Annotated in this window: 24 protein-coding genes; 18 read left to right on the top strand and 6 right to left on the bottom strand. The window is 70.0% G+C overall.

Features of this window, described 5'->3' with window-relative positions:
* Window positions 1-118: 118 nt before the first annotated feature.
* On the bottom strand, window positions 119-595 hold the full coding sequence (bcp, locus tag DDV73_RS07435; protein ID WP_109506597.1) for a thioredoxin-dependent thiol peroxidase: 477 nt from the start codon (window positions 593-595) through the stop codon (window positions 119-121).
* A gap of 48 nt (window positions 596-643) precedes the next feature.
* Here bcp and DDV73_RS07430 point away from each other — a divergent pair, with 48 nt between their 5' ends.
* Genes DDV73_RS07430 through DDV73_RS07410 form a run of 6 tightly spaced genes read left to right on the top strand, consistent with a single transcriptional unit; the run spans window position 644 to window position 3,715 of the window.
* Window positions 644-1,339: an energy-coupling factor ABC transporter permease gene (locus DDV73_RS07430; RefSeq protein ID WP_206050761.1), complete on the top strand. Its 696-nt coding sequence runs from the start codon at window positions 644-646 to the stop codon at window positions 1,337-1,339.
* A complete protein-coding gene (locus DDV73_RS28635; protein WP_206050760.1) occupies window positions 1,336-1,641 on the top strand; it encodes a PDGLE domain-containing protein in 306 nt (101 codons plus the stop codon). The genes DDV73_RS07430 and DDV73_RS28635 overlap by 4 nt, the downstream gene beginning before the upstream one ends.
* A 7-nt stretch (window positions 1,642-1,648) precedes the next feature.
* Window positions 1,649-2,347: a cobalt ECF transporter T component CbiQ gene (cbiQ, locus tag DDV73_RS07425; RefSeq protein WP_109506596.1), complete on the top strand. Its 699-nt coding sequence runs from the start codon at window positions 1,649-1,651 to the stop codon at window positions 2,345-2,347.
* Window positions 2,344-3,099, top strand: a complete 756-nt coding sequence (locus tag DDV73_RS07420) for an energy-coupling factor ABC transporter ATP-binding protein (protein ID WP_109506595.1) — start codon at window positions 2,344-2,346, stop codon at window positions 3,097-3,099. The genes cbiQ and DDV73_RS07420 overlap by 4 nt, the downstream gene beginning before the upstream one ends.
* A complete protein-coding gene (locus tag DDV73_RS07415) occupies window positions 3,096-3,347 on the top strand; it encodes a DUF3618 domain-containing protein (RefSeq protein WP_240617169.1) in 252 nt (83 codons plus the stop codon). Before DDV73_RS07420 ends, DDV73_RS07415 begins: the two co-directional genes overlap by 4 nt.
* 14 nt (window positions 3,348-3,361) lie before the next feature.
* Window positions 3,362-3,715 carry a GroES family chaperonin gene (locus tag DDV73_RS07410; protein ID WP_109506594.1) on the top strand — a complete coding sequence of 118 codons (354 nt, stop codon included), beginning with the start codon at window positions 3,362-3,364 and terminating at the stop codon, window positions 3,713-3,715.
* Between the two features lie 4 nt (window positions 3,716-3,719).
* Here DDV73_RS07410 and DDV73_RS07405 read toward each other — a convergent pair whose 3' ends face one another.
* A complete protein-coding gene (locus DDV73_RS07405) occupies window positions 3,720-4,076 on the bottom strand; it encodes a hypothetical protein (protein ID WP_109506593.1) in 357 nt (118 codons plus the stop codon).
* Between the two features lie 67 nt (window positions 4,077-4,143).
* On the opposite strand from DDV73_RS07405, the gene DDV73_RS07400 reads away from it, so the two are divergent.
* The 7 genes from DDV73_RS07400 (at window position 4,144) to DDV73_RS07370 (ending at window position 10,006) form a co-directional block, all read left to right on the top strand.
* Window positions 4,144-4,755: a TetR/AcrR family transcriptional regulator gene (locus DDV73_RS07400; protein WP_109506592.1), complete on the top strand. Its 612-nt coding sequence runs from the start codon at window positions 4,144-4,146 to the stop codon at window positions 4,753-4,755.
* A gap of 90 nt (window positions 4,756-4,845) precedes the next feature.
* On the top strand, window positions 4,846-6,045 hold the full coding sequence (locus DDV73_RS07395; RefSeq protein ID WP_109506591.1) for a lipid-transfer protein: 1,200 nt from the start codon (window positions 4,846-4,848) through the stop codon (window positions 6,043-6,045).
* A gap of 32 nt (window positions 6,046-6,077) precedes the next feature.
* Window positions 6,078-6,509 (top strand): type II toxin-antitoxin system Rv0910 family toxin, encoded by a 432-nt coding sequence (locus DDV73_RS07390; RefSeq protein ID WP_109506590.1) that lies wholly within the window; start codon window positions 6,078-6,080, stop codon window positions 6,507-6,509.
* Window positions 6,510-6,522: 13 nt separating this feature from the next.
* Window positions 6,523-7,377 carry a MaoC/PaaZ C-terminal domain-containing protein gene (locus DDV73_RS29065; protein ID WP_109506589.1) on the top strand — a complete coding sequence of 285 codons (855 nt, stop codon included), beginning with the start codon at window positions 6,523-6,525 and terminating at the stop codon, window positions 7,375-7,377.
* A gap of 1 nt (window position 7,378) precedes the next feature.
* Window positions 7,379-8,248 carry an SDR family oxidoreductase gene (locus tag DDV73_RS07380; RefSeq protein ID WP_109506588.1) on the top strand — a complete coding sequence of 290 codons (870 nt, stop codon included), beginning with the start codon at window positions 7,379-7,381 and terminating at the stop codon, window positions 8,246-8,248.
* Between the two features lie 16 nt (window positions 8,249-8,264).
* Window positions 8,265-9,545, top strand: coding sequence for an acyl-CoA dehydrogenase family protein (locus DDV73_RS07375; RefSeq protein WP_109506587.1), 1,281 nt, complete (start codon window positions 8,265-8,267; stop codon window positions 9,543-9,545).
* Complete coding sequence (locus DDV73_RS07370; RefSeq protein WP_109506586.1) at window positions 9,542-10,006, top strand: YiiD C-terminal domain-containing protein; 465 nt, start codon at window positions 9,542-9,544, stop codon at window positions 10,004-10,006. Before DDV73_RS07375 ends, DDV73_RS07370 begins: the two co-directional genes overlap by 4 nt.
* A 1-nt stretch (window position 10,007) precedes the next feature.
* Here the strand turns inward: DDV73_RS07370 and DDV73_RS07365 are convergent, their stop codons facing one another.
* Entirely contained in the window at window positions 10,008-11,027 is a 1,020-nt protein-coding gene (locus tag DDV73_RS07365; protein ID WP_109506585.1) for an AraC family transcriptional regulator, read from the bottom strand.
* A gap of 125 nt (window positions 11,028-11,152) precedes the next feature.
* Here DDV73_RS07365 and DDV73_RS07360 point away from each other — a divergent pair, with 125 nt between their 5' ends.
* From DDV73_RS07360 to DDV73_RS07340, 5 genes are read left to right on the top strand one after another with little or no spacing between them, the layout of a single operon-like run.
* The gene (locus tag DDV73_RS07360) at window positions 11,153-12,667 is read left to right on the top strand and encodes a flavin-containing monooxygenase (protein WP_109506584.1); all 1,515 of its coding nucleotides are present in this window, start codon (window positions 11,153-11,155) and stop codon (window positions 12,665-12,667) included.
* Window positions 12,664-13,533 carry an SDR family oxidoreductase gene (locus DDV73_RS07355; protein WP_109506583.1) on the top strand — a complete coding sequence of 290 codons (870 nt, stop codon included), beginning with the start codon at window positions 12,664-12,666 and terminating at the stop codon, window positions 13,531-13,533. Before DDV73_RS07360 ends, DDV73_RS07355 begins: the two co-directional genes overlap by 4 nt.
* Window positions 13,530-14,990, top strand: coding sequence for an aldehyde dehydrogenase family protein (locus DDV73_RS07350; protein ID WP_109506582.1), 1,461 nt, complete (start codon window positions 13,530-13,532; stop codon window positions 14,988-14,990). Before DDV73_RS07355 ends, DDV73_RS07350 begins: the two co-directional genes overlap by 4 nt.
* A complete protein-coding gene (locus DDV73_RS07345) occupies window positions 14,990-16,615 on the top strand; it encodes an acyl-CoA synthetase (RefSeq protein ID WP_109506581.1) in 1,626 nt (541 codons plus the stop codon). Before DDV73_RS07350 ends, DDV73_RS07345 begins: the two co-directional genes overlap by 1 nt.
* Window positions 16,612-17,493 (top strand): SDR family NAD(P)-dependent oxidoreductase, encoded by an 882-nt coding sequence (locus DDV73_RS07340; RefSeq protein WP_206050759.1) that lies wholly within the window; start codon window positions 16,612-16,614, stop codon window positions 17,491-17,493. The genes DDV73_RS07345 and DDV73_RS07340 overlap by 4 nt, the downstream gene beginning before the upstream one ends.
* Window positions 17,494-17,626: 133 nt before the next feature.
* On the opposite strand, the gene DDV73_RS07335 is transcribed toward DDV73_RS07340, so the two are convergent.
* From DDV73_RS07335 to DDV73_RS07325, 3 genes are all read right to left on the bottom strand, one after another.
* Window positions 17,627-18,532: a hypothetical protein gene (locus DDV73_RS07335; protein WP_109506580.1), complete on the bottom strand. Its 906-nt coding sequence runs from the start codon at window positions 18,530-18,532 to the stop codon at window positions 17,627-17,629.
* Window positions 18,533-18,659: 127 nt separating this feature from the next.
* Window positions 18,660-19,481, bottom strand: coding sequence for a hypothetical protein (locus tag DDV73_RS07330; protein WP_154402647.1), 822 nt, complete (start codon window positions 19,479-19,481; stop codon window positions 18,660-18,662).
* Between the two features lie 34 nt (window positions 19,482-19,515).
* Entirely contained in the window at window positions 19,516-20,424 is a 909-nt protein-coding gene (locus DDV73_RS07325; RefSeq protein ID WP_109506578.1) for an RNA polymerase sigma factor, read from the bottom strand.
* Window positions 20,425-20,432: the final 8 nt, after the last annotated feature.

Here is a 20,432-nt window from a genome sequence, read left to right as displayed (position 1 = left end):
AACACAGACGGCACCATCCGCCACGAGAACACCGGACCAGCCATGCGACACACCCATCAGGAGCAGGATGTTGCACTCACCGATGTGACCCACCTAGTGAAACTGCCGGCCCCCGATGTCAGCCCAGGCCGAGGTCGCGGCGGAGCTTGGCGACGTGGCCGGTCGCCTTGACGTTGTACTGGGCGACGGCGATCTTGCCGTCCTCGTCGACTACGAACGTCGAGCGGATCACGCCCTCGACGGTCTTGCCGTAGAGCTTCTTCTCGCCGAACGCGCCGTACTCCCGGAGGACGTTCTTGTCGGGGTCCGACAGGAGCGTGATCGTGAGGCCGTCGCGCTCGCGGAACTTCGCGAGCTTGGCGGGCTTGTCGGGGGAGATGCCGAGTACCTCGTAGCCGGCGGCCTGCAGCGAGGACAGCGAGTCGGTGAAGTCGCAGGCCTGCTTGGTGCAGCCGGGGGTCATCGCCGCCGGGTAGAAGTAGACGATCACCTTCTTGCCGCGCAGGCCGCCGAGGCTGACCTCGGACTCGGTGTCGGACGGCAGCGTGAAGTCGGGGGCGGCGTCGCCGGGAGCAAGGCGGGTCTGGTCGGTCACGTACGACTCCTTAATGCGAACGGTTTGCAATAACGTAGGCTGACCATCATGCACGTACCCGACGGATTCCTGGACGCGCCGACGTCTGTCGCCACTGGAGTTGTAGCAGTTGCCGGTGTCGCCCTCGCGCTCCGGGGCGCACGCAACGAGCTCGACGACCGGACCGCGCCGCTGGCCGGCCTGGTCGCGGCGTTCGTCTTCGCCGGCCAGATGATGAACTTCCCGGTCGCAGGCGGGACCAGCGGCCACCTGCTCGGTGGGGCGCTGGCCGCTGTGCTGGTTGGCCCGTACGCCGGCGTTCTGTGCATCAGCGTGGTGCTGGCGGTCCAGGCACTGCTGCTGGCCGACGGCGGGATCACCGCGCTCGGGACCAACATCACGCTGATGGCGCTGGTCGGCGTCGTCGCCGGCTACGCCGTCTTCAAAGCCGTGCTGCTGGTGCTGCCGCGCCGGCTCAGCTCGGTCGCACCCGCCGCCGCGATCGGCGCCCTGCTGAGCGTGCCGGCGGCGGCGCTGGTGTTCAGCCTGCTGTTCGCGGTCGGTGGCGAGGCGCCGATCGGCTTCGGCAAGGTGCTCGGCGCGATGCTCGGCTGGCACCTGCTGATCGGGATCGGCGAGGCGGCGATCACCGGCCTGGTGGTCGGCTCGGTGCTCGCCGTACGACCCGACCTCGTGTACGGCGCCCGTGGGCTGTTCGGTGACCGCAAGCTCGAGATCCGCGCGACCGCAGGAGGTGCCGCATGAGCAACCGACGCTTCCTCGTCATCGGCCTGGTCGCGGCACTGCTGATCGCCGGCGTGGCCAGCTTCTACGCCAGCGCGCACCCCGACGGCCTCGAGTACGTCGCCCAGAAGACCGGCTTCCTGGACACCGCCGAGGACTCCGGCGCCGCCGACAGCCCGCTCGCCGACTACCAGACCAAGGGTGTCGACAACGAGCGTCTCTCGGGCGGACTGGCCGGCGTCACCGGCACCCTCGTCGTACTCCTGCTCGCCGGCGGCCTCTTCTTCGTGCTTCGCCGCCGCGGCGAGCCCGAGACCGAGTAGCCGACCGATGGGCGCCGGTCACGGCCACACGCTTCATTACCACGGTCACAGCCTGGTTCACCGGGCGCCGGCGCACCTGAAGGTGCTGGCGCTGGTCGGCTTCATGCTGGTCGTGGTGGCCACACCCGCGCACTGGCACCCCGCGTTCGCGGCGTACGCCGTCCTCCTGCTCGGCGCGGTGCTCGCCTCGCGGGTGCCGCTGCTGTTCCTCGCGAGGCGGATGGTGGTCGAGATGCCGTTCGCGGTCTTCGCGCTCCTGATGCCGTTCGTCGCCGACGGGCCGAGGACCGAGGTCCTCGGGCTGACGGTCTCGGAGCCCGGGCTGGTCGCGGCCGGTGCGCTGATGACCAAGGCGACGCTCGGCGTGGTCGCGTCGCTGACGCTGGCCGCCACCACCGAGGCGGTCGAGCTGCTCGCCGGGCTGCAGCGACTGCGGGTGCCCGACCTGATCGTGCAGATCATGGGCTTCATGGTCCGCTACCTCGACATCGTGGCGGGCGACCTGCGCCGGATGCTCACCGCGATGCGCTCCCGTGGCTGCGACCCGCGCTCGCCGCGGCACTGGCCGCTGCTGGCCCGCTCGCTCGGCGCGCTGTTCATCCGCTCCTACGAGCGCGGCGAGCGGGTGCATCTGGCGATGCTGTCGCGCGGCTACACAGGTAGCCTCCCCGAGATGTCCACTCCGACCCACCGGCCGCACGCATGAGTACGCCGGTACTCGACGTCCGCGGACTCGCCTACGCCTACCCGGACGGCCATCAGGCGCTCTTCGGGGTCGACCTGCACGTGCACCGCGGCGAGCGGGTCGCACTGCTCGGCCCGAACGGGGCCGGCAAGACCACGCTGGTGCTGCACCTCAACGGCATCCTCACGGCCGGCGCGGGCACAGTCAGTGTCAGCGGCTTGCCCGTCACCAAGGCCAACCTCCAGAAGATCCGGGCCTCCGTCGGGGTGGTCTTCCAAGACCCCGACGACCAGCTGTTCATGGGCACCGTCCGCCAGGACGTCGCGTTCGGCCCGGCCAACATGGGTGTGCGCGGCGCCGACCTCGACAAGCGGGTGATGGACGCGCTGGACCAGGTCGGGATGGCCGAGTTCGTGGACCGGCCGCCGCACCACCTGTCGTTCGGGCAGCGGCGCCGGGTCGCGGTCGCGACGGTGCTGGCGATGGAGCCGGAGATCCTGGTGCTCGACGAGCCGTCGTCGAACCTCGACCCGGCCTCGCGCCGGGAGCTCGCCGACATCCTGCGCTCGCTCGACGTGACCGTGCTGATGGTGACCCACGACCTGCCCTACGCGCTGGAGCTGTGCCCGCGCTCCGTCGTACTCCACGACGGCGTGGTCGCCGCCGACGGCAGTACCCGCGACCTGCTCACCGACGCCGAGCTGATGAAGGCGAACCGCCTCGAACTGCCAGTCGGCTTTAGCCCCGCGCACATTGGTAGCCTTCCAACGTGAGCAAGCAGATGTCCGCCCTCGAGGCCGAGATCGAGGAGACGCGCGAGCGCCTCGCCTCGACGATCGACCAGCTCGTCCACCGCTCGAGCCCGAAGACGATCGTGCGGCGCGAGGTGACCTCGGTGAAGTCTCACTTCGTCGACCTTCAGACCGGCGCCCCCCGCACCGACAACATCCTCAAGGTGGCCGGCGGTGTTGTGGGCGTGATCGTGTTCTTCGCGGTCGTCCGCAAGATCGTTCGCGACTGATCCCGCGACCGAGGATGCCCAAGCAAGCGCCCGGCCAGGACGGATCGGGGGAGAAGCTCCCGATCACCATGCTGCATGACCGGATCCTGGTCGAGCTGGACCGCGAGTCGGGCGAGCGGAAGTCCGCCGGCGGCATCGTCATCCCCGCGACCGCCGAGATGGGCGGCCGTCGGCTGGCGTGGTCACAGGTGGTGGCGGTGGGCCCGCAGGCGCGTTCTGTGCAGGCCGGTGACCGGGTGCTGTTCGACCCCGAGGACAAGGCCGAGGTCGAGGTCCACGGCGCGGTGTACGTCGTGATGCGTGAACGCGACGTACACGCCGTCGCCGCGGACCGGCTCGGTGACTCCTCGACCGGGCTCTACCTCTAGCTTCTTACGTGTCCCGCGGCGGGGTCCGCGGGTCGATCTCGTCGGCCCGGTGCAGCGCGTCGCGGTAGCCCTCGCGCTCGCTGTCGATCTCGGCGCGATGCCGGTGGGCGTCCTGCTCCAGGCCCTCGGCCTCGGCGCGCATCCGGTCCGCGCTGGCCTTGGCGTGCTCCGCCTCGGCCTCGCGCTCGCGGACGGCGGCCGTCCGCTCGCCGAAGTCACTGGCGCGCTCGCGTACGTCGGTGCGGATCGACTCCGCACGCTGATGAGCGGCTCCGCGGGTCTGGCGGGTGATCAGCCACGCGAGTGCGGCCAGCACCAGCAGCGCCGCGATGACAATGACGATCCAGATCCAGGTATCCATCTCTCCTCATCTCCTTCATGCTCCGAGGACGCTGTAACCGGATCGCGGCCACCTATGCTGGTCAGCTATGAGCAACACCGCGGAGCGTGGCTGGGCCGGCACCACCAAGGCCGAGCGCCAGTCCGCGCGCCAGGCCCGGATCCGCGCGGCGGGCTACGAGCTGATCACGGTGGGCGGCACCTCAGCGGTCACCGTTCGCTCGGTCTGCCGTCAGGCCGGTCTGACCGACCGCTACTTCTACGAGTCCTTCGAGAGCCGCGACGCGCTGCTGGCCGCGATGTTCCTGGAGTCGGCCGACGCGGTGCACCACGCGCTGACCGAGGTGATCGAGCAGCATCACGGCGACCCGGTCCGCCTGGTCGAGGCGCTCCAAGGCGTCTTCGAGGAGCACATCCTCGATGACCCGGCGAAGGGCCGGCTGCTGCTCCTCGACTCGCTGACCGAGCCGGCGCTGGCCGGGGTCAGCCTGGCCGCGGTCCCGGCGTTCACGCGGCTGGTGCAGACCCAGCTGCCGACCGATGCTCCTCGGGCTCAGCGCGCGATGACCGCGGTCGGGCTGATGGGCGCGCTCGCGGCGCTGCTGTCGTCATGGTTCGCCGGCACCCTCCGGGTATCTCGCGAGGAGCTGGTCCAGCACTGCACCAAGCTGCTGCTGGGCGCGCCGGTCCGCCCTATGTGATTGGCATCACGTAGGGCCTAAGGTTGACGACACCCGTCCTCATTTTCTACGTTGAGGACACCTGTCATCAACTACTCAGGAGTGCCCTCCATGGCCGAGAAGGTGTACGTCGTCGGCGTCGGCATGACGAAGTTCGAGAAGCCCGGCGGCCGGGAGTGGGACTACCCTGACATGGCGAAGGAGTCGGGCACCAAGGCGCTCGAGGACGCCGGGATCGACTACGACCAGGTGCAGCAGGCCTACGTCGGCTATGTGTACGGCGAGTCCACCTCCGGCCAGCGCGCGGTCTACGAGCTGGGGCTCTCCGGCATCCCGATCGTCAACGTCAACAACAACTGCTCGACCGGCTCGACCGCGCTCTACCTGGCGGCCGAGGCGGTGCGCGGCGGCCGCGCGGACGTCGTACTCGCGCTCGGCTTCGAGAAGATGCAGCCCGGCTCGCTCGGCTCGACGTTCAACGACCGCGAGCAGCCGATGATGAACCACATCAACGCGCTGGTCGAGCTCTACGACCCGGTCTTCCCGCCCGCGCCGTGGATGTTCGGCGCCGCCGGCCGCGAGCACATGGAGAAGTACGGCTCGACCGTCGAGCACTTCGCCAAGATCGGCGAGAAGAACCACCGGCACTCGGTCAACAACCCGTACTCCCAGTTCCAGGACGTCTACACGCTGCAGGACATCCTCGACTCCCGCGAGATCTACTCGCCGCTGACCAAGCTGCAGTGCTCGCCGACCTCGGACGGCTCGGGCGCGGCGATCCTGGCTAGCGAGGCGTACGTCGAGAAGCACGGGTTGGCGGGGCAGGCCGTCGAGATCGTCGGCCAGGCGATGACCACCGACTTCAGGTCCACCTTCGACGGCACCGCGAAGAACCTGATCGGCTACGACATGAACGTCCAGGCCGCCCGCCAGGTCTACGAGCAGTCCGGGCTCGGCGCCGACGACTTCCAGGTGATCGAGCTGCACGACTGCTTCTCGGCCAACGAGCTGCTGCTCTATGAAGCGCTCGGCCTCTGCGAGGAGGGCGAGGCGCCGAAGCTGATCGACGCCGGCGACACGACGTACGGCGGCCGCTGGGTGGTCAATCCGTCCGGCGGACTGATCTCCAAGGGCCACCCGCTCGGCGCGACCGGCCTCGCCCAGTGCGCCGAGCTCACCTGGCAGCTGCGCGGCCAGGCCGACAAGCGACAAGTCGGCACTCCTGACAACCCAGTGACCGCTGCCCTGCAGCACAACATCGGGCTCGGCGGCGCCGCCGTCGTGACCGCCTACCAGCGCGCAGAGCGCTGACCAACCAGCGCAACAACCCAAGAGGAGAGACCATGGGCACCATCAAGCACTCCGTCGAGCTTCCCGCGACCCCCGAGAAGGTCTTCGAGGTCGCCGGCGACCCGAACTCCTTCGAGAAGTGGCTCACCCTCCACGTGAAGTGGAAGGGCGACATCCCGAGTGAGATCAAGCAGGGCACCCAGATGACCGAGGTCGTCTCGATGCTGAACATGCCCAACACGATCACCTGGACCGTCGACGAGTACGACGTACCCCGCAACCTGCGGATCTCCGGCACCGGCATGGCCGGCGTGAAGATCGCCATCGACCTGTCGGTGGAGCCGAAGGGCGAGGGCTCGCTGTTCTCGCTGAGCACCGACTTCGAGGGCCAGATGATCGTCGGTGCGCTCGGCAAGGCCATCGAGAAGCAGGGCCAGGGCGAGCTCGAGAAGTCGGTCGCGAACCTGACCGCGCTGCTCGCCTGAGCGGCGGCCCGTCATGACAGCGGAGAAGTTCGACCCCGCCGGGCTCGGCACCTGGACCGAAGAGACCAGGTTCGAGGTGACCCGCGAGCGGCTCGCCGAGTACGCCGCGGCCACCAACGACCCGATCCCGGCGCACCTGGCCGGTGACCTGGCCAGCCCGGTGTTCGCGATCGTGCCGGTCTTCCAGTCGCTGATGGAGCCGGCGCTCGAGGTGGTGCCGCTCGACCTGATCGGCAAGATCGTCCACGGCGAGCAGGACTTCACCTTCCACCGGCCGATCAGGCCGGGCGACAAGCTGGTCGCCAAGGGCAAGATGACCGGCTGGGAGGGGCTGTCCAACGGCACCGCGGCGTGTGTCTACCTCGAGACCCGTACCGAAGCCGGCGAGCTGGTCAACGAGCAGCACGTCACGTTCTTCGTCCGCGGCTTCGACACCGGCGACAGCCAGGGCGAGCTCGCGCCTGGCCACAAGTTCGACCCGGCCGAGCACGGCGCGGAGCCGGTGGCCGAGGTCAAGCAGCACGTCGATGACGACCAGACGTTCCGCTACGGGCCGGCCGCGGGCGACCCGATGCCGATCCACCTCGACGACGAGTTCGCCAAGGCGATGGGACTGCCCGGGATCATCGCGCACGGCCTGTGCACGATGGCGTTCACCTCGTGGGCGCTGCTGACCGAGGTCGGTGGCTCCGACGTCACCCGGCTCAAGCGGCTCGCGGTGCGGTTCGCCAAGCCGGTGCTGCCGGGCCAGGACCTGACCACCCGGATCTACAGGGTCGGCGACAACGGCTTCGCCTACGAGACCGCGGTCGACGACGTACTCGTCGTCAAGGACGGCCTCGCCGAGTTCACGACCGAAGGAGCATGAGATGGGTGTCCTGGAGGGACGCGTAGCGATCATCACCGGCGCCGGCCGCGGTATCGGCCGCGAGCACGCGCTGCTGTTCGCGAAGGAGGGCGCCCGGGTCGTGGTCAACGACCTCGGCGGCAGCAACGCCGGCGAAGGCGCCGATGCCGGTCCGGCCCAGGAGGTCGTCGACGAGATCCTCGCCGCCGGCGGCAAGGCGGTCGCGAACACCGACAACGTGGCCGACTGGGAGGGCGCCAAGAAGCTGGTCGAGCAGGCGGTCGCGGAGTTCGGCGGCCTGGACGTCGTGGTCAACAACGCCGGCATCCTGCGCGACGCCTACATCGCGGGCATCACCGAGCAGGAGTGGGATGCGGTGATCGCGGTGCACCTCAAGGGGCATGCCGCGGTGCTGCACCACGCCGCGGCGTACTGGAAGGCGGAGTCGAAGGCCGGCAACCAGCCGAACGCCTCGGTGATCAACACCGCCTCGGCGTCCGGAACCACGCTGCCCAACGCCGGCCAGCTCAACTACGGCGCCGCCAAGGCGGGCATCGCCGCGATGACGTTGGTGGCGGCCGACGAGCTGGAGCGGTACGGCGTCCGCGCCAACGCGATCGCCCCGATCGCCCGCACCCGGCTCACGCTGGCCACGCCCGGCATGGGCGCGATCTTCGCGCTCGAGCCGGCGGAGGGGGAGGCGGACCTGTTCGGGCCCGCCCAGATCTCACCGCTGGTCGCCCACCTCGCGTCCGCCGACTGCAGGCTCACCGGCAAGGTGTACGCCGTCCAGGGCGGCGCGATCTCCGAGCTCGTCGGCTGGCAGACCGGCACCACCATCGAGACCGACGGCGACTGGCAGCTCGCCGACATCGCCGCGCGGCTCGGCTGAGCGAGAGGCGACTGACATGTTCGAGTGGTCCGACACCGACCAGATCATGCGGGATGCGATCCGCGAGTTCATCGACAAGGAGGTCCGTCCCCACGTCGATGAGCTCGAGCACGGTGACCTGCCGCCGTACGACCTGCTCCGCAAGCTGTTCTCCTCGTTCGGCATCGACGCGATGGCGACCGAGTCGCTCGCCAAGCTGCTGGCCAAGGAGCGCGCCCGCGCCGAGGCTCCGGAAGGTGCGGAGTCGTCCGGTGAGGGCAGGGAGCAGGGCGGCTTCGGCATCGAGGGCGCCGACTCGATCGGCGTGATCCTGTGCAGCGAGCTGTGCGCGGTGAGCATGGGCATGTTCGCCGCGATGGGGGTATCGATCGGTCTCGGCGCGGCCACCATCCAGGCGCGCGGCACCCTCGCCCAGAAGGAGCGCTGGCTGCCCGACCTGGTCACCATGGAGAAGGTCGCGGCCTGGGCGCTGACCGAGCCGGACTCCGGCTCGGACGCCTTCGGCGGCATGCGCACCACCGTCAAGCGGGACGGTGAGGACTACATCCTCAAGGGCCAGAAGACTTTCATCACCAACGGCCCGTACGCCGACGTGATGGTCGTCTACGCCAAGCTCGACGAAGGCGACCCTTCGACAAGCTCAGGACAGGCGGGGAAGAATTATCGAGACCGCAAGGTGCTGGCATTCGTGCTCGACAAGGGCATGGACGGGCTCACCCAGGGAGCACCGTTCCGGAAGATGGGGCTGCACTCCTCGCCGACCGGCGAGCTGTTCTTCGACGACGTCCGGCTGACGCCGGACAGGCTGCTCGGCGAGACCGAGGACCACGCCTCGGGCGACGGCAGGGCCAGCGCCAAGGAGGGCTTCGTGATGGAGCGCGTCGGCGTGGCCGCGATGTCGCTCGGCGTGATCGAGGAGTGCCTGCGGATCTGCGTCGACTACGCCAAGCAGCGGATGCTGTGGGGCAAGCCGATCGCCGACCTGCAGCTGATCCAGCTCAAGATCGCCAAGATGGAGGTGGCCCGGATCAACGTCCAGAACATGGTGTTCAACACCCTGGAGCGCGGCCGAGCCGGCAAGATGCCGTCGCTCGCTGAGGCGTCCGCCATCAAGTGGTACACCTCGGAGGCCGCGACCGAGGTCGCCATGGACGCGGTCCAGCTGCTCGGCGGCAACGGCTACATGTCGGAGTACCGGGTCGAGCAGCTCGCACGCGACGCCAAGTCGCTGATGATCTACGCCGGCAGCAACGAAGTCCAGATCACCCACACCGCCAAGGGAGTGCTGAGCCGATGACCGACAGTGACGAGGCGTCGTACGCCGATCTCGGCAACGCCGGCCTGGAGCACCTGCTGCCCGTCGTCCACGGGATGGGCGTCCGGTTCACCGAGTCCGAGCCCGGCCGCTGCGTTGCGGTCGTCCCGATCGAGGGCAACGGCAACCACTTCGGCGCGATGTACGCCGGAGTCCTGTTCACCGTCGGGGAGGTGCTCGGGGGCGGGCTGGCGATCTCGACGTTCGACAGCTCGGCGTACTACCCGCTGGTGAAGGGCCTCGACATCCGGTTCCTGAAGCCGGCGACCACCGACATCACGGCGACCGCCTCGATCGACCCGGACACGGTCGCCAAGGTGACGGCGATGGCAGAGGAGAACGGCAAGGCCGACTTCGTCCTCGAAGCCGAGCTGACCGACACCAACGGGGTCGTGGTGGCGAGGACAGTCGGTGACTACCAGCTCCGCAGCATCGGCCGGTAGCTCAGACGGCGGTACGGCGCCGGGCCCGGGCGAACTTGCCGGGCGTGGTGTCGTGCCATCTGCGGAAGGCGTGGGTGAACGACGACGCGCTGGAGTAGCCGAGCCGGCGCGCCACCTCCTCGACCGAGAGGCCGGCGCCGAGCAGCTCCTCGGCGAGCAGGCTGGTGACCTCGTCGGAGAGCTCGCGGAACGACGTACCCTCCGCGGCCAGCTGGCGGCGCAGGGTGCGCACGCTGAGGTTGAGCTCGCGGGCGACGTCCTCTTGGTCGGCGACGCTGCTGCGCCGCGCGAGCCGGTCCCGCACCTCACCGGCGACCCCGCGGCGGGCGTGCCGGCGCTGGATCAGCTCGGCGCACTGGCGCTCGGTGAGCGCGGCGGTGTGCGGGTTCGCCTGGGGGAGCGGCAGGTCGAGGATCTCGGTCGAGACCGCGATCGAGGTGACCTCGGCGTCGAACTCCGGCCGGTTGCCGGTGATCTCCGCGAAGCGGTCGGCGTACGCCGGCCGCGGCAGCCGGATCCGGAACCACTCCGCGGGGACCAGCGTGCCCAGCAGGTCGCGCTGCACGGTCGCGATGGCGGCGACGTCGCGCTCGACCAGGAACGGCCGGACGTCATCGGGGGTCGCCCGGTCGTCGAGAGCCAGTTCGATCAGGTCGCCACTGTCCTTCAGCACGACCGTGGCGAACGAGAACGACAGCTCGAAGTAGCGGGCGGCGACGTGCAGCGCCGCCCGGACCGTCGGGCTGCTGATCACTGCGAAGCCCCAGATGCCGTGGGTGCTCGCGTGGTAGCGGAGGCCGGCGTCCAGGCCGAGGCCCGGCACGTCGCCCAGCTCGCGTACCAGGTTGCGCACCAGCTCCAGCTCCTGGCCGGCACTGATCTCCGCCTCGTGGTCGCCGAGGCTGCCTTCGTCGATGCCGGTCCCGGCGACGATCCGCGCCGCGGGTACGCCGTGCTCGACGGCGAGCTCGGTCAGGATCGCCGCACTCGTGGTCGTGCGCGGGAGATCCAGATTCAGCATGAGGACGATTCTCCCGGCCCGTGGCCGAAATCATCAAGTTTCAGGCCCAAGGTCGGCTGGTTGTGCAGGCCGTCACATTCCATGCTGGATGAAGACCGAGAACCAGGAGCAGGAGGTCCGATCACGTGACCAGCCATGAGACCAGCCGACCATCGGTCGCCATCGTCGGTACCGGCTTCAGCGGTCTGGCGACCGCGATCGGCCTGAAGCAGGCCGGCTACGACGACATCACGATCTTCGAGCGCGCCGAGGGCGTCGGCGGCGTGTGGCGGCACAACACCTACCCGGGGGCGGCCTGCGACGTGGCGTCCTCGCTCTACTCCTTCTCGTTCGAGCCGAACCCGCACTGGTCGCGCCCGTTCGCGCCGCAGGCGGAGATCCAGGCCTACCTCGAGCACTGCGTCGACAAGTACGACCTGGGCCGCCACATCCGGTTCAATACCGAGATCACCGAGGCCTCCTTCGACGACGCCACGGGCCGGTGGACGCTGACCGACGACACCGGAGCCCGTCACGAGGCGACGTTCTTCGTCGCGGCGTGCGGCCAGCTGACGCGGCCGTCGTACCCGAACCTGCCGGGCCGCGAGAGCTTCGCCGGCACTTGGTTCCACTCCGCCGAGTGGGACCACGACCACGACCTCGCCGGCAAGCGGGTGGCGGTCGTCGGCAACGGCGCGAGCGCGGTCCAGCTGGTGCCCGAGGTGGCGAAGGTGGCCGGCGAGCTGACGGTCTTCCAGCGCAGCGCGGAGTACGTCGTACCGAAGCCGGACTACCCGCACCAGCGCTGGGAGCACCTGATGTACGCCAAGGTGCCGGGCGCGCTCAAAGCGTTCCGCGGCGCCTGGTGGACCATCGGCGAGTACGTCAACCCGGCCCTGGTCAGCAACTGGAGTAGCCGGGCCCGCGAGGCCTGGCTGGCGCCGATCCTGGCCGGCACGAAGGCCCAGCTCCGGCTGCAGGTCAAGGACCCGGAGCTGCGCGCCAAGCTGACGCCGGACTACACCATCGGCTGCAAGCGGGTGCTGCTGTCCTCGAACTACTACCCGGCGCTGAACCGAGACAACGTCGACGTGGTGACCGAGGCGATCACCGAGGTGACGCCCGACGGGCTGGTCACCGCCGACGGCGCCACCCACGAGGTGGACACGGTCATCTACGCCACCGGCTTCCAGGCGAAGAACTTCGTGACCCCGATCAAGGTCACCGGTCTCGGCGGCGCCGACATCAACGAGACGTGGCAGGACGGACCGGCGGCGTACCTCGGGATGAACGTCCCCGGCTTCCCCAACTTCTTCCTGATGTACGGCCCCAACACCAACTTCGGCGGCGGCTCGATCATCTACATCCTGGAGAGCCAGGCCCGCTACATCGTCGACGCGGTGCGCCAGCTCGGCCGGCGCCGCGCCGCCTATCTCGACGTCAAGCCCGAGGTGTACGACGAGTTCAGCACCGAGGTACAGCGCCGGCTCTCGACATCGGTCTGGGCCACGGGCGGCTGCACCAGCTGGTACGTCGACGGCAAGGGCAAGGTCACCAACAACTGGCCAGGACTGATGAGCGAGTACCGCCGCCGCACCAAGCGCATCGATCTCGACAAGTACGTCGTCCGAGCACGCCAACTGGAGGAGCAAGCGTCATGACCAAGCACATCGCCATCACCGGCGGCGCCCAGGGCATCGGCGCCGCCACCGCTCGAGAGTTCGCCGGGAAGGGCCACGCCGTGGCCATCGGCGACATCGACGCCGAGCTGGCCGCGAAGACAGCCGCGCTGATCGCCGCCGACACCGGCGCCACAGTCGTCGGGCTGGCGCTCGACGTGACCGACTCCGACGCGTTCGCCGCCTTCCTCGACCAGGTCGAGGAGGAGCTGGGCGGGCTCGACGTACTCGTCAACAACGCCGGCATCATGCCGACCGGCCCGTTCCTCGACGAGGGCGACGGCGTCACGGACCGGCAGCTCGACATCAACCTGCGCGCGGTCGTGGTCGGCTCCAAGCTCGCCGGCAGGCGGTTCGCGGCCCGGGGCCGCGGCCAGATCGTCAACATCGCCTCGGTCGCCGGGCTGATGGCCGCGCCGGGCGTCGCGGTCTACTGCGCGACCAAGTACGCCGTGGTCGGCCTCGGCGACGCCCTCCATCAGGAGCTGGCGCCGCAGGGCGTCACCGTCACCACGATTTGCCCCGGGTACGTCGACACCCAGCTGATCGCCGGTATCCCGCGACCCTGGCTGGTCCAGAAGCTCGGTTTCGTGCAGCCCGAGGACGTGTCCAACGCGATCGTCGAGTCGGTGGAGAAGACCAAGGGCGGGCAGCGGATCGTGCCACGGAAGGCCGGCAGCATGGTGCTGCCCACGCGGATGATGCCGGCCGTGGTGCGGTCCGCCATCTCGCGAATCTCCGGTGTCCAGCACGTCATGAACGACACCGACGAGGGCGAGCGGGCGGCGTACCGGGAACGCACCGAGAACCTCGACCTGGCCTCGACCAAGAAGCGGGGCAACAAGTGAGCGGCGACTCGCCGGACGCGGTCCGCAAGACGGTCGCGGCCCTGCGGGAGGCCCAGCCCGAGTGGGAGGCGCTCGGCGTCTCCGGTCGCGCAGAGTGGGTGGCCCGCTACCGCGACTGGCTGCTCGACCACAGCGACCGGCTCAACGACCTGGTCCAGCAGGACACCGGCAAGCCAGCCGCCGAGGCGCCGCTGGAGCTGATGCTCTCGATCGACCTGGCCAACTACTACCTCGACAACGCCGAGCGGTTCCTCCGGGTGAGCAAGCCCCGGCCGCACAGCCTGCTGACGCTGACCAAGGCGCTGGAGGTGGCGCCGCGGCCGTACCCGGTGGTCGGCGTGATCACGCCGTGGAACTACCCGCTGGCGCTGTCCCTGTTCGACGCGATCCCGGCGCTGCTGGCCGGCGCGACCGTGGTCGTCAAGCCGTCCGCGGTGACGCCGCGGGCGGTCACCGCGGCCCTGGCCGGCTGGGCCGAGATCGGCGCGCCGCCGGTCCTGGTCGCCGTGGAGGGCGCCGGCGAGGTCGGCGCGGCACTGGTCGACGAGGTCGACTACGTGCAGTTCACCGGCTCCACCCGGACCGGCCGGCAGGTCGCCAAGCAGGCGGGGGAGCGGCTGATCCCCTACGGCCTGGAGCTCGGCGGCAAGGACCCCGCGATCGTGCTCGCGGACGCGGACCTCGACCTGGCGGCGCGCGGCGTCGCGTTCGGCGCGCTCTCCAACACCGGGCAGATGTGCACCTCGACCGAGCGGATCTACGTCGAGCGCGAGGTGTACGACGACTTCGTCGGCCGGCTGGTGGCGTTCGTCGAGACCCTGCGCCAAACGGCCGACCCGCGCCGTACCGACCTCGGACCGGCGGTCGTCGACAGCCAGGTGGACATCATCGAGCGGCACGTCGACGAGGCGGTCGCTCAGGGGGCGACCCTGCGCACCGGCGGCAAGCGGCTGCTCGACGGCCACGGCTACGCGCCGACCGTGCTCACCGAGGTCGACCACTCGATGGCGGTGATGACCGAGGAGACGTTCGGGCCGGTGCTGCCGGTGATGGCGGTGGCCGACGAGGTCGAGGCGGTCGCGCTGGCCAACGACTCGGCGTACGGCCTGTCGGCCAGCGTCTGGACCCGCGACAAGGAGCGCGGCAAGGCCCTGGCCCGCCGGCTCGAGGTCGGCACCGTCGACATCAACGACGCGCAGGTGCACCTGGCCTGCTTCCCGATCCCGCAGGCGGGCTGGAAGACCTCCGGCATCGGTAGCCGACTCGGCGGTGAGCACGGCATCCTGAAGTACACCCGGTCGCACGCGATCACCAGCAACCGAGTCGAGCTGTCCCTGGTGCAGAAGCTCGCCACCTACCCGTACACGGCGGCGAAGTCGACAACCGTCGGGACCATGCTGCGGCTCACCGGTGGTCGCGACCTCAAGCGCCGGCTCGGCATCGGAAGGATTCGTTGATGGAGATGCGTCGTACCGCCGGCCGGGTCGGTGTGGAGCTCAAGTCGCTGCAGCTCGCGGTCAGGTCCGGCCTGCTCGGCCCGGTCGCCCCGCACCGGTTGCCCGGCGTCGTCGGGCCGCTGCGCCGCTACGGCATGCTCGGGGCGCTGCCGGGGATGGGCGCCACCAAGCACCCCGACCGGCTGGCGGTGATCGACGAGCGCGGCACCCTGACCTACGGCGAGCTCGACGCGCGCAGCAACGCCCTGGCCAACGCCTGGCGCGAGCGCGGGCTGCGCCCTCGCGACGGGGTCGCGATCCTCGCCCGCAACCACCGGGGCTTCGTGGAGGCCTACTTCGCGGCGGCCAAGTGCGGCGCGAAGGTGGTGCTGCTGAACACCGACTTCTCCGGCCCGCAGCTGCGCGAGGTGGCCGACCGCGAGGGCACCGACCTGCTCGTGTACGACGACGAGTACGCCGAGATCCTGGCCGGCGTCGAACCGCGGTACGGCCGGTACCGCTGCTGGGTGGACGAGCCGGGCGCCGATGACGCCGACACCATCGACGCGCTGATCGCGGCCTCGCCGACCACCTCCCCGCCGGCGCCGGGGGTCGAGGCGAAGATCGTGCTGCTGACCAGCGGCACCACCGGCACGCCCAAGGGCGCACCCCGGCCCGAGCCGCGCTCGCTCGCCCCGATCGGCGGGCTGCTGTCGCGGATCCCCTTCAAGTCGCGGGGGATCACGGTGGTCCCGGCGCCGCTGTTCCACACGCTCGGGTTCGGGAGCACCCAGCTCGCCTTCGCGCTCGGCAGCACGATCGTGATCCGGCGTCGGTTCGACCCGGCGCTGGTCGTGGACGACGTCGCGCGGCACCGCGCGACCGGCATGGTCGTGGTCCCGGTGATGCTGCAGCGGATGGTCGACCTCGGCCCGGACGCGTTCAGCGGCAAGGACCTGAGCGCGCTGAAGATCATCATGGTCGCCGGCTCCCAGCTCGGCGCCGACCTCGCCCAGCGGGTGACCGCGTCGTTCGGGCCGGTGATCCACAACCTCTACGGCTCCACCGAGGTCGCCTACGCCACGGTCGCGATGCCCGACGACATCGCCGCCGAGCCGGGCTGCGTCGGCCGGCCGGTCCTCGGCACCATCGTGAAGATCCTCGACGAGAACGGCGCGGAGCTGCCGACCGGGCGGACCGGCCGGATCTTCGTCGGCAACTCGTTCCAGTTCGAGGGCTACACCGGCGGCGGTGGCAAGGAGATGATCGACGGCCTGATGTCGACCGGCGACGTCGGCCACTTCGACATCAACGGCCGGCTGTTCGTCGACGGCCGCGACGACGACATGATCGTCTCCGGCGGCGAGAACGTCTTCCCCGGCGAGGTCGAAGAGCTGCTGGTCGGCCACGACGCGGTCCGCGAGGTCGCCACCATGGGCGCGCCTGACGAGAAGTTCGGGCAGCGGCTGCGGGCGTTCGTCGTACTCCACGAAGGTGCGGAGCTGAGCGCCGACGAGGTCCGCGACTACGTCCGCGACAACCTCGCGCGCTACAAGGTGCCGCGCGACGTCGTCTTCCTCGACGAGCTCCCGCGCAATCCCACCGGCAAGGTGCTCAAGCGCAAGCTCGCGGAGCTCGGCTCGTGAGCGTACGCAAGCGGCTGACCACCCGGGCGATCAACGCGATGACCCGACCCGCCGTCGCGCCCAACCCGTTCGCGCCGACGCTGGAGCAGCGGGTGAGCGGCAAAACCGCGCTGGTGACCGGCGCGTCGAGCGGCATCGGCCGCGCGCTGGCGCTGCGGCTCGGCAGGGCCGGTGCGACGGTGCTGGTGACCGCGCGCCGGGCCGAGGAGCTGGACCTGGTGGTCAAGGAGATCGAGGACGCCGGCGGTACGGCGTACTCGCTGCCGGCTGACCTCGCAGAGGAGGACGGTGTCAACGCGCTGGCCGACCGGGTGCTGGCCGAGCACGGCGCGCCCGACGTACTGGTGCTCAACGCCGGCCGCTCGATCCGCCGCTCGATCGCCCGCTCCGAGCACCGGCTGCACGACTACGACCGGGCCCTGCGGATCAACTACCTAGGCGCGGTCGGGCTCACCCTGCGGCTGCTGCCCGGCATGCGGGAGCGCAGGTCCGGTCATGTCCTGACCAGCTCGTCGGTCGGTGTCCAGTCGGACCTGCCGCGGTTCTCGGCGTACATCGGCTCGAAGGCAGCGCTGGACGCGTTTCTCCGGGTGGCCGCGGTCGAGTGCCTTGCCGATCGGGTGAAGTTCACGATCGTGCACCTGCCGCTGGTCGACACCGAGATGATCGGTCCGACCGGCTGGGACGGCTTCGAGTCGCTGTCGGTCGACGAGGCGGCCGACATGATCGCCGAGGCCATCCGGCGCCAGCCGGACCACCTCGGCACCGCGCTCGGCAATCTGACCGCGGCCGGCATCACCCTCGCCCCGCGCACCTTCCGCCGCGGCCTGCACTACTTCCACCGCGCCGTCCCCGAGTCCGACGCCTCCAAAGGCTGACCGCCGACCGGGCGCAAATGGTTCTGGTCTGGCGTCGACCGGGCGCAAATGGCGAACCATTTTGCCCGGTCAACACGTTGTGACGATCCGTATGCGCCCGGTCGGCGGGTCTGAGCGAGCCATTTGTGCCCGGTCAGCGACGGTACGGCGGGGGCGGCTGGCCGTGCTGGTTGTACTGACCGCCGTACTGCATCGGCGGGCCGGGTGGCGGCGGAGGGGGCGGTGGGTCCCACGTCGGGAACGGTCCGCTGCGGAGCGTGACACCGCGGCCGGCGAGCCGGGACACCTCCCACGCGGACAGCGCCGTCAGCGTGAGCGCGCCGCCGATCCCGAGACCGACGTCGAGCAGCAGCGGGCGCAGATCGCTGGTGAGGATCAGCTTCTGCAGGACCGCCCACCAGGCCACCAGCGTTATGAACAGGGGCGGCAGCAGCGGGTGCCCGTCGACCGCGTTGAACAGGTGCCGCAGGATCAGCCAGGTGCTCACCAGCAGCAGCGGGATGAACCAGAGCATCGGGATGATGAACGCCGCCTTCGCGGCCGGGCCCCAGTCCTCGTACGCCTGGCCGTTGGAGTCGGCGAGAACCAGCACGATCATCAGCACCCAGAAGCCGAAGATCAGGACCAGCGCGCCGAGGGCGGCCAGCGGCCGCAGCAGTTGCCGGATCGTTGCCGGCCTCCAGTGTGGCCCGGCGGCCCACACCAGGATTCCGCACGCGATGAGGAACAGCGGGATCGCGGCCGCTGCGGTCGTGAACCCGTCACCCACGACGCCGTTGTAGACCTTCTCGGCGTCGGCCGGCCCGGCGAGGTACGGGATGGTCGCCAGTACGCCGATCGCGATCGCCAGGATGGTCCGCCAGCGGTGGGCGCCCTCGACCACCGGATCGGGCTTGCCCAACCGGTAGCGCGGCGTGAAGAGGTAGAGCGCGAGCATCCACGGCAGAAACGAGAGCCGGAGCAGATGGCGCTTCTCCTCGCGACGGCCCGGTGGCTCGTAGAGTCCGGTCAGTACCTGCTGTTCCCGATCCTGCGCCACAGTCACAGTCCTCCCCGTCTCGGCCCCGATGCCAGCGGGCCATGCTGTCAGGTCGGCTTTACTTTCCGCCACCGTTCGGCCCACATCGAATAAGACGTAGATCGCCCCCGTCGAGGTTCGCCGCAGGTCAGGGATCCGGCCAGCGGCTGATCGCACCGGCCACCGCTGGCTCGAGCCGGAACAGCCGCTCGACGATCTGGCCGTGGGTCAGGTCCGGGTGACCGAGCAGTCGTTGGTAGTCGCGAAGCACGTCGTCGCCGCCGGCCTCCCACAGCTGCGCGGCGAGGCGGATCAGCCGGAACTCGTACCAGACGTAGTTGGTGACGCTGGCCTGCATGCTGTCGCCCATCCGCGCCAGCTCCTGCAGGTCCCAGATCTGGTGTCCGGCCTCGAGCGTGGCCTCGGCCATAGCGGCCAGCAGATGCAGGCCATCGGGGTCCCTGGTGGCGAGGTACCCGTGCATGCCGAGATTGGCGAACAGCTCCATGACCCAGTCGGCGGGGAACTCGGAGGCCCAGGTGACCGGGTGGATCTCGTGGAACAGGTGGGTCGCCTCGTGGGTGATGATCAGGTCGGCGATGCCGGTGTAGTCGGGCGGCTCTCCGAACGCGGCACCGAGCCTGGCTCGGATGGGGTCGCTCAGGTGCGGTCGCAACGCGCCGGCGTACGTCGACCACCAGGCGGCCGGGGTCGGCGAGGTGCCGAGCTTGTCCGGGACGGAGAACATCATCCCGTAGATCGGCACCTCGCAGACGCTCGGCCAGTCCTGCTCGTCGGCGACCACCAGGGTCGGCCGCCGACGCTTGCCGGTGACCTGGCCGAGCCAGTCGATCGCGTCGGCAGCTCGGGTGGCGATGGACCGTCCGCGCTCCTCCGAACCGCGGCTGACGAAGACCGGGAACGGGAAGCCGCCGAGGGAGCTCAATGTGGAGTAGGTGCTGGTTGTCATGCCTACTGGTGTCGCCGGCGAGCGAAAAGTTCGCTCAGCCGGACGAGTAGGTCAGATGGAGGCTGACGATCTCCTCGCCGCGGTGTCGGTAGATCTGCGTCGTGAGGGGCGGGCAGTGGTCCGGCGACTCGGTGGGGTTCCGGAAGATGCCTTCGACCACGGTGAGACCGACGCCGGCAACGACGCGGAGGAGGGTCAGCTGGACCCCGGCCTCGAGGTCCTCGGCCAGGCTGCGGGCGATGGCGGTCGGGCCTACGAACACGGCATCGGTGCCGGCCGCGGTGAGCCGGGCTCCGTCGGCCAGCGCGCCGGCCAGCAGTGCGGGCTCCTGGCCGAGGTTGTACTCGTCGACGATGGCGGTGAACTGCTCCTCGCGCTCTCGCGTCACCCGGGAGTGGTCGTCGGCGGCCGCGGTGTCGAGGGCACGCAGCCGAGCGACGAGGGCGCGGCGGGCGTCGTACAGGCGGCTGCGCACGGTGCCGACGGGGATGCCCAGCGTGGCCGCGATCGTGTCGTAGCTCGCTGCCTCGCTGAAGTAGCGCAGTACGACGACGTCGTGCAGCGGCTCCGACAGCCCACCCATCGCCTCCCAGACCCAGTCCCGCAGCGCCGCTTCCTCGATCCGGCGGTCCAGGTCGTCGGGCGCGGGAAGGTGGGTGAGGTCGGCGGGCAGCGGCTCGCGGCGGCGGATTCGGGCGCGCGCCAGGTTGCGGGTCGTCCCGGTCAACCATGACCGTGCGAGCGATGGGTCCCTGATCCTTCCGATGCCGGTGAGTGCGACCAGCGAGGCGTCCTGCACCACGTCCTCGACGTCCGGACCCGGGCCCAGCATCGCAACCGCCACCGCGTGCATCGCGGCGCGATGCCGCATCAGCAACGCGGTCAGCGACTCCGCGTCACCTGCTTGTGCGGCCAGTACGAGCTCGCCATCGGACGGCTCCATCTCCTCAG

The organism is Nocardioides speluncae (assembly GCF_003121585.1).
Taxonomy (GTDB): Bacteria; Actinomycetota; Actinomycetes; order Propionibacteriales; family Nocardioidaceae; genus Nocardioides; species Nocardioides speluncae.
Note: the sequence above shows the minus strand (reverse complement) of the source record. Positions and strands in the feature narration are given on the sequence as shown.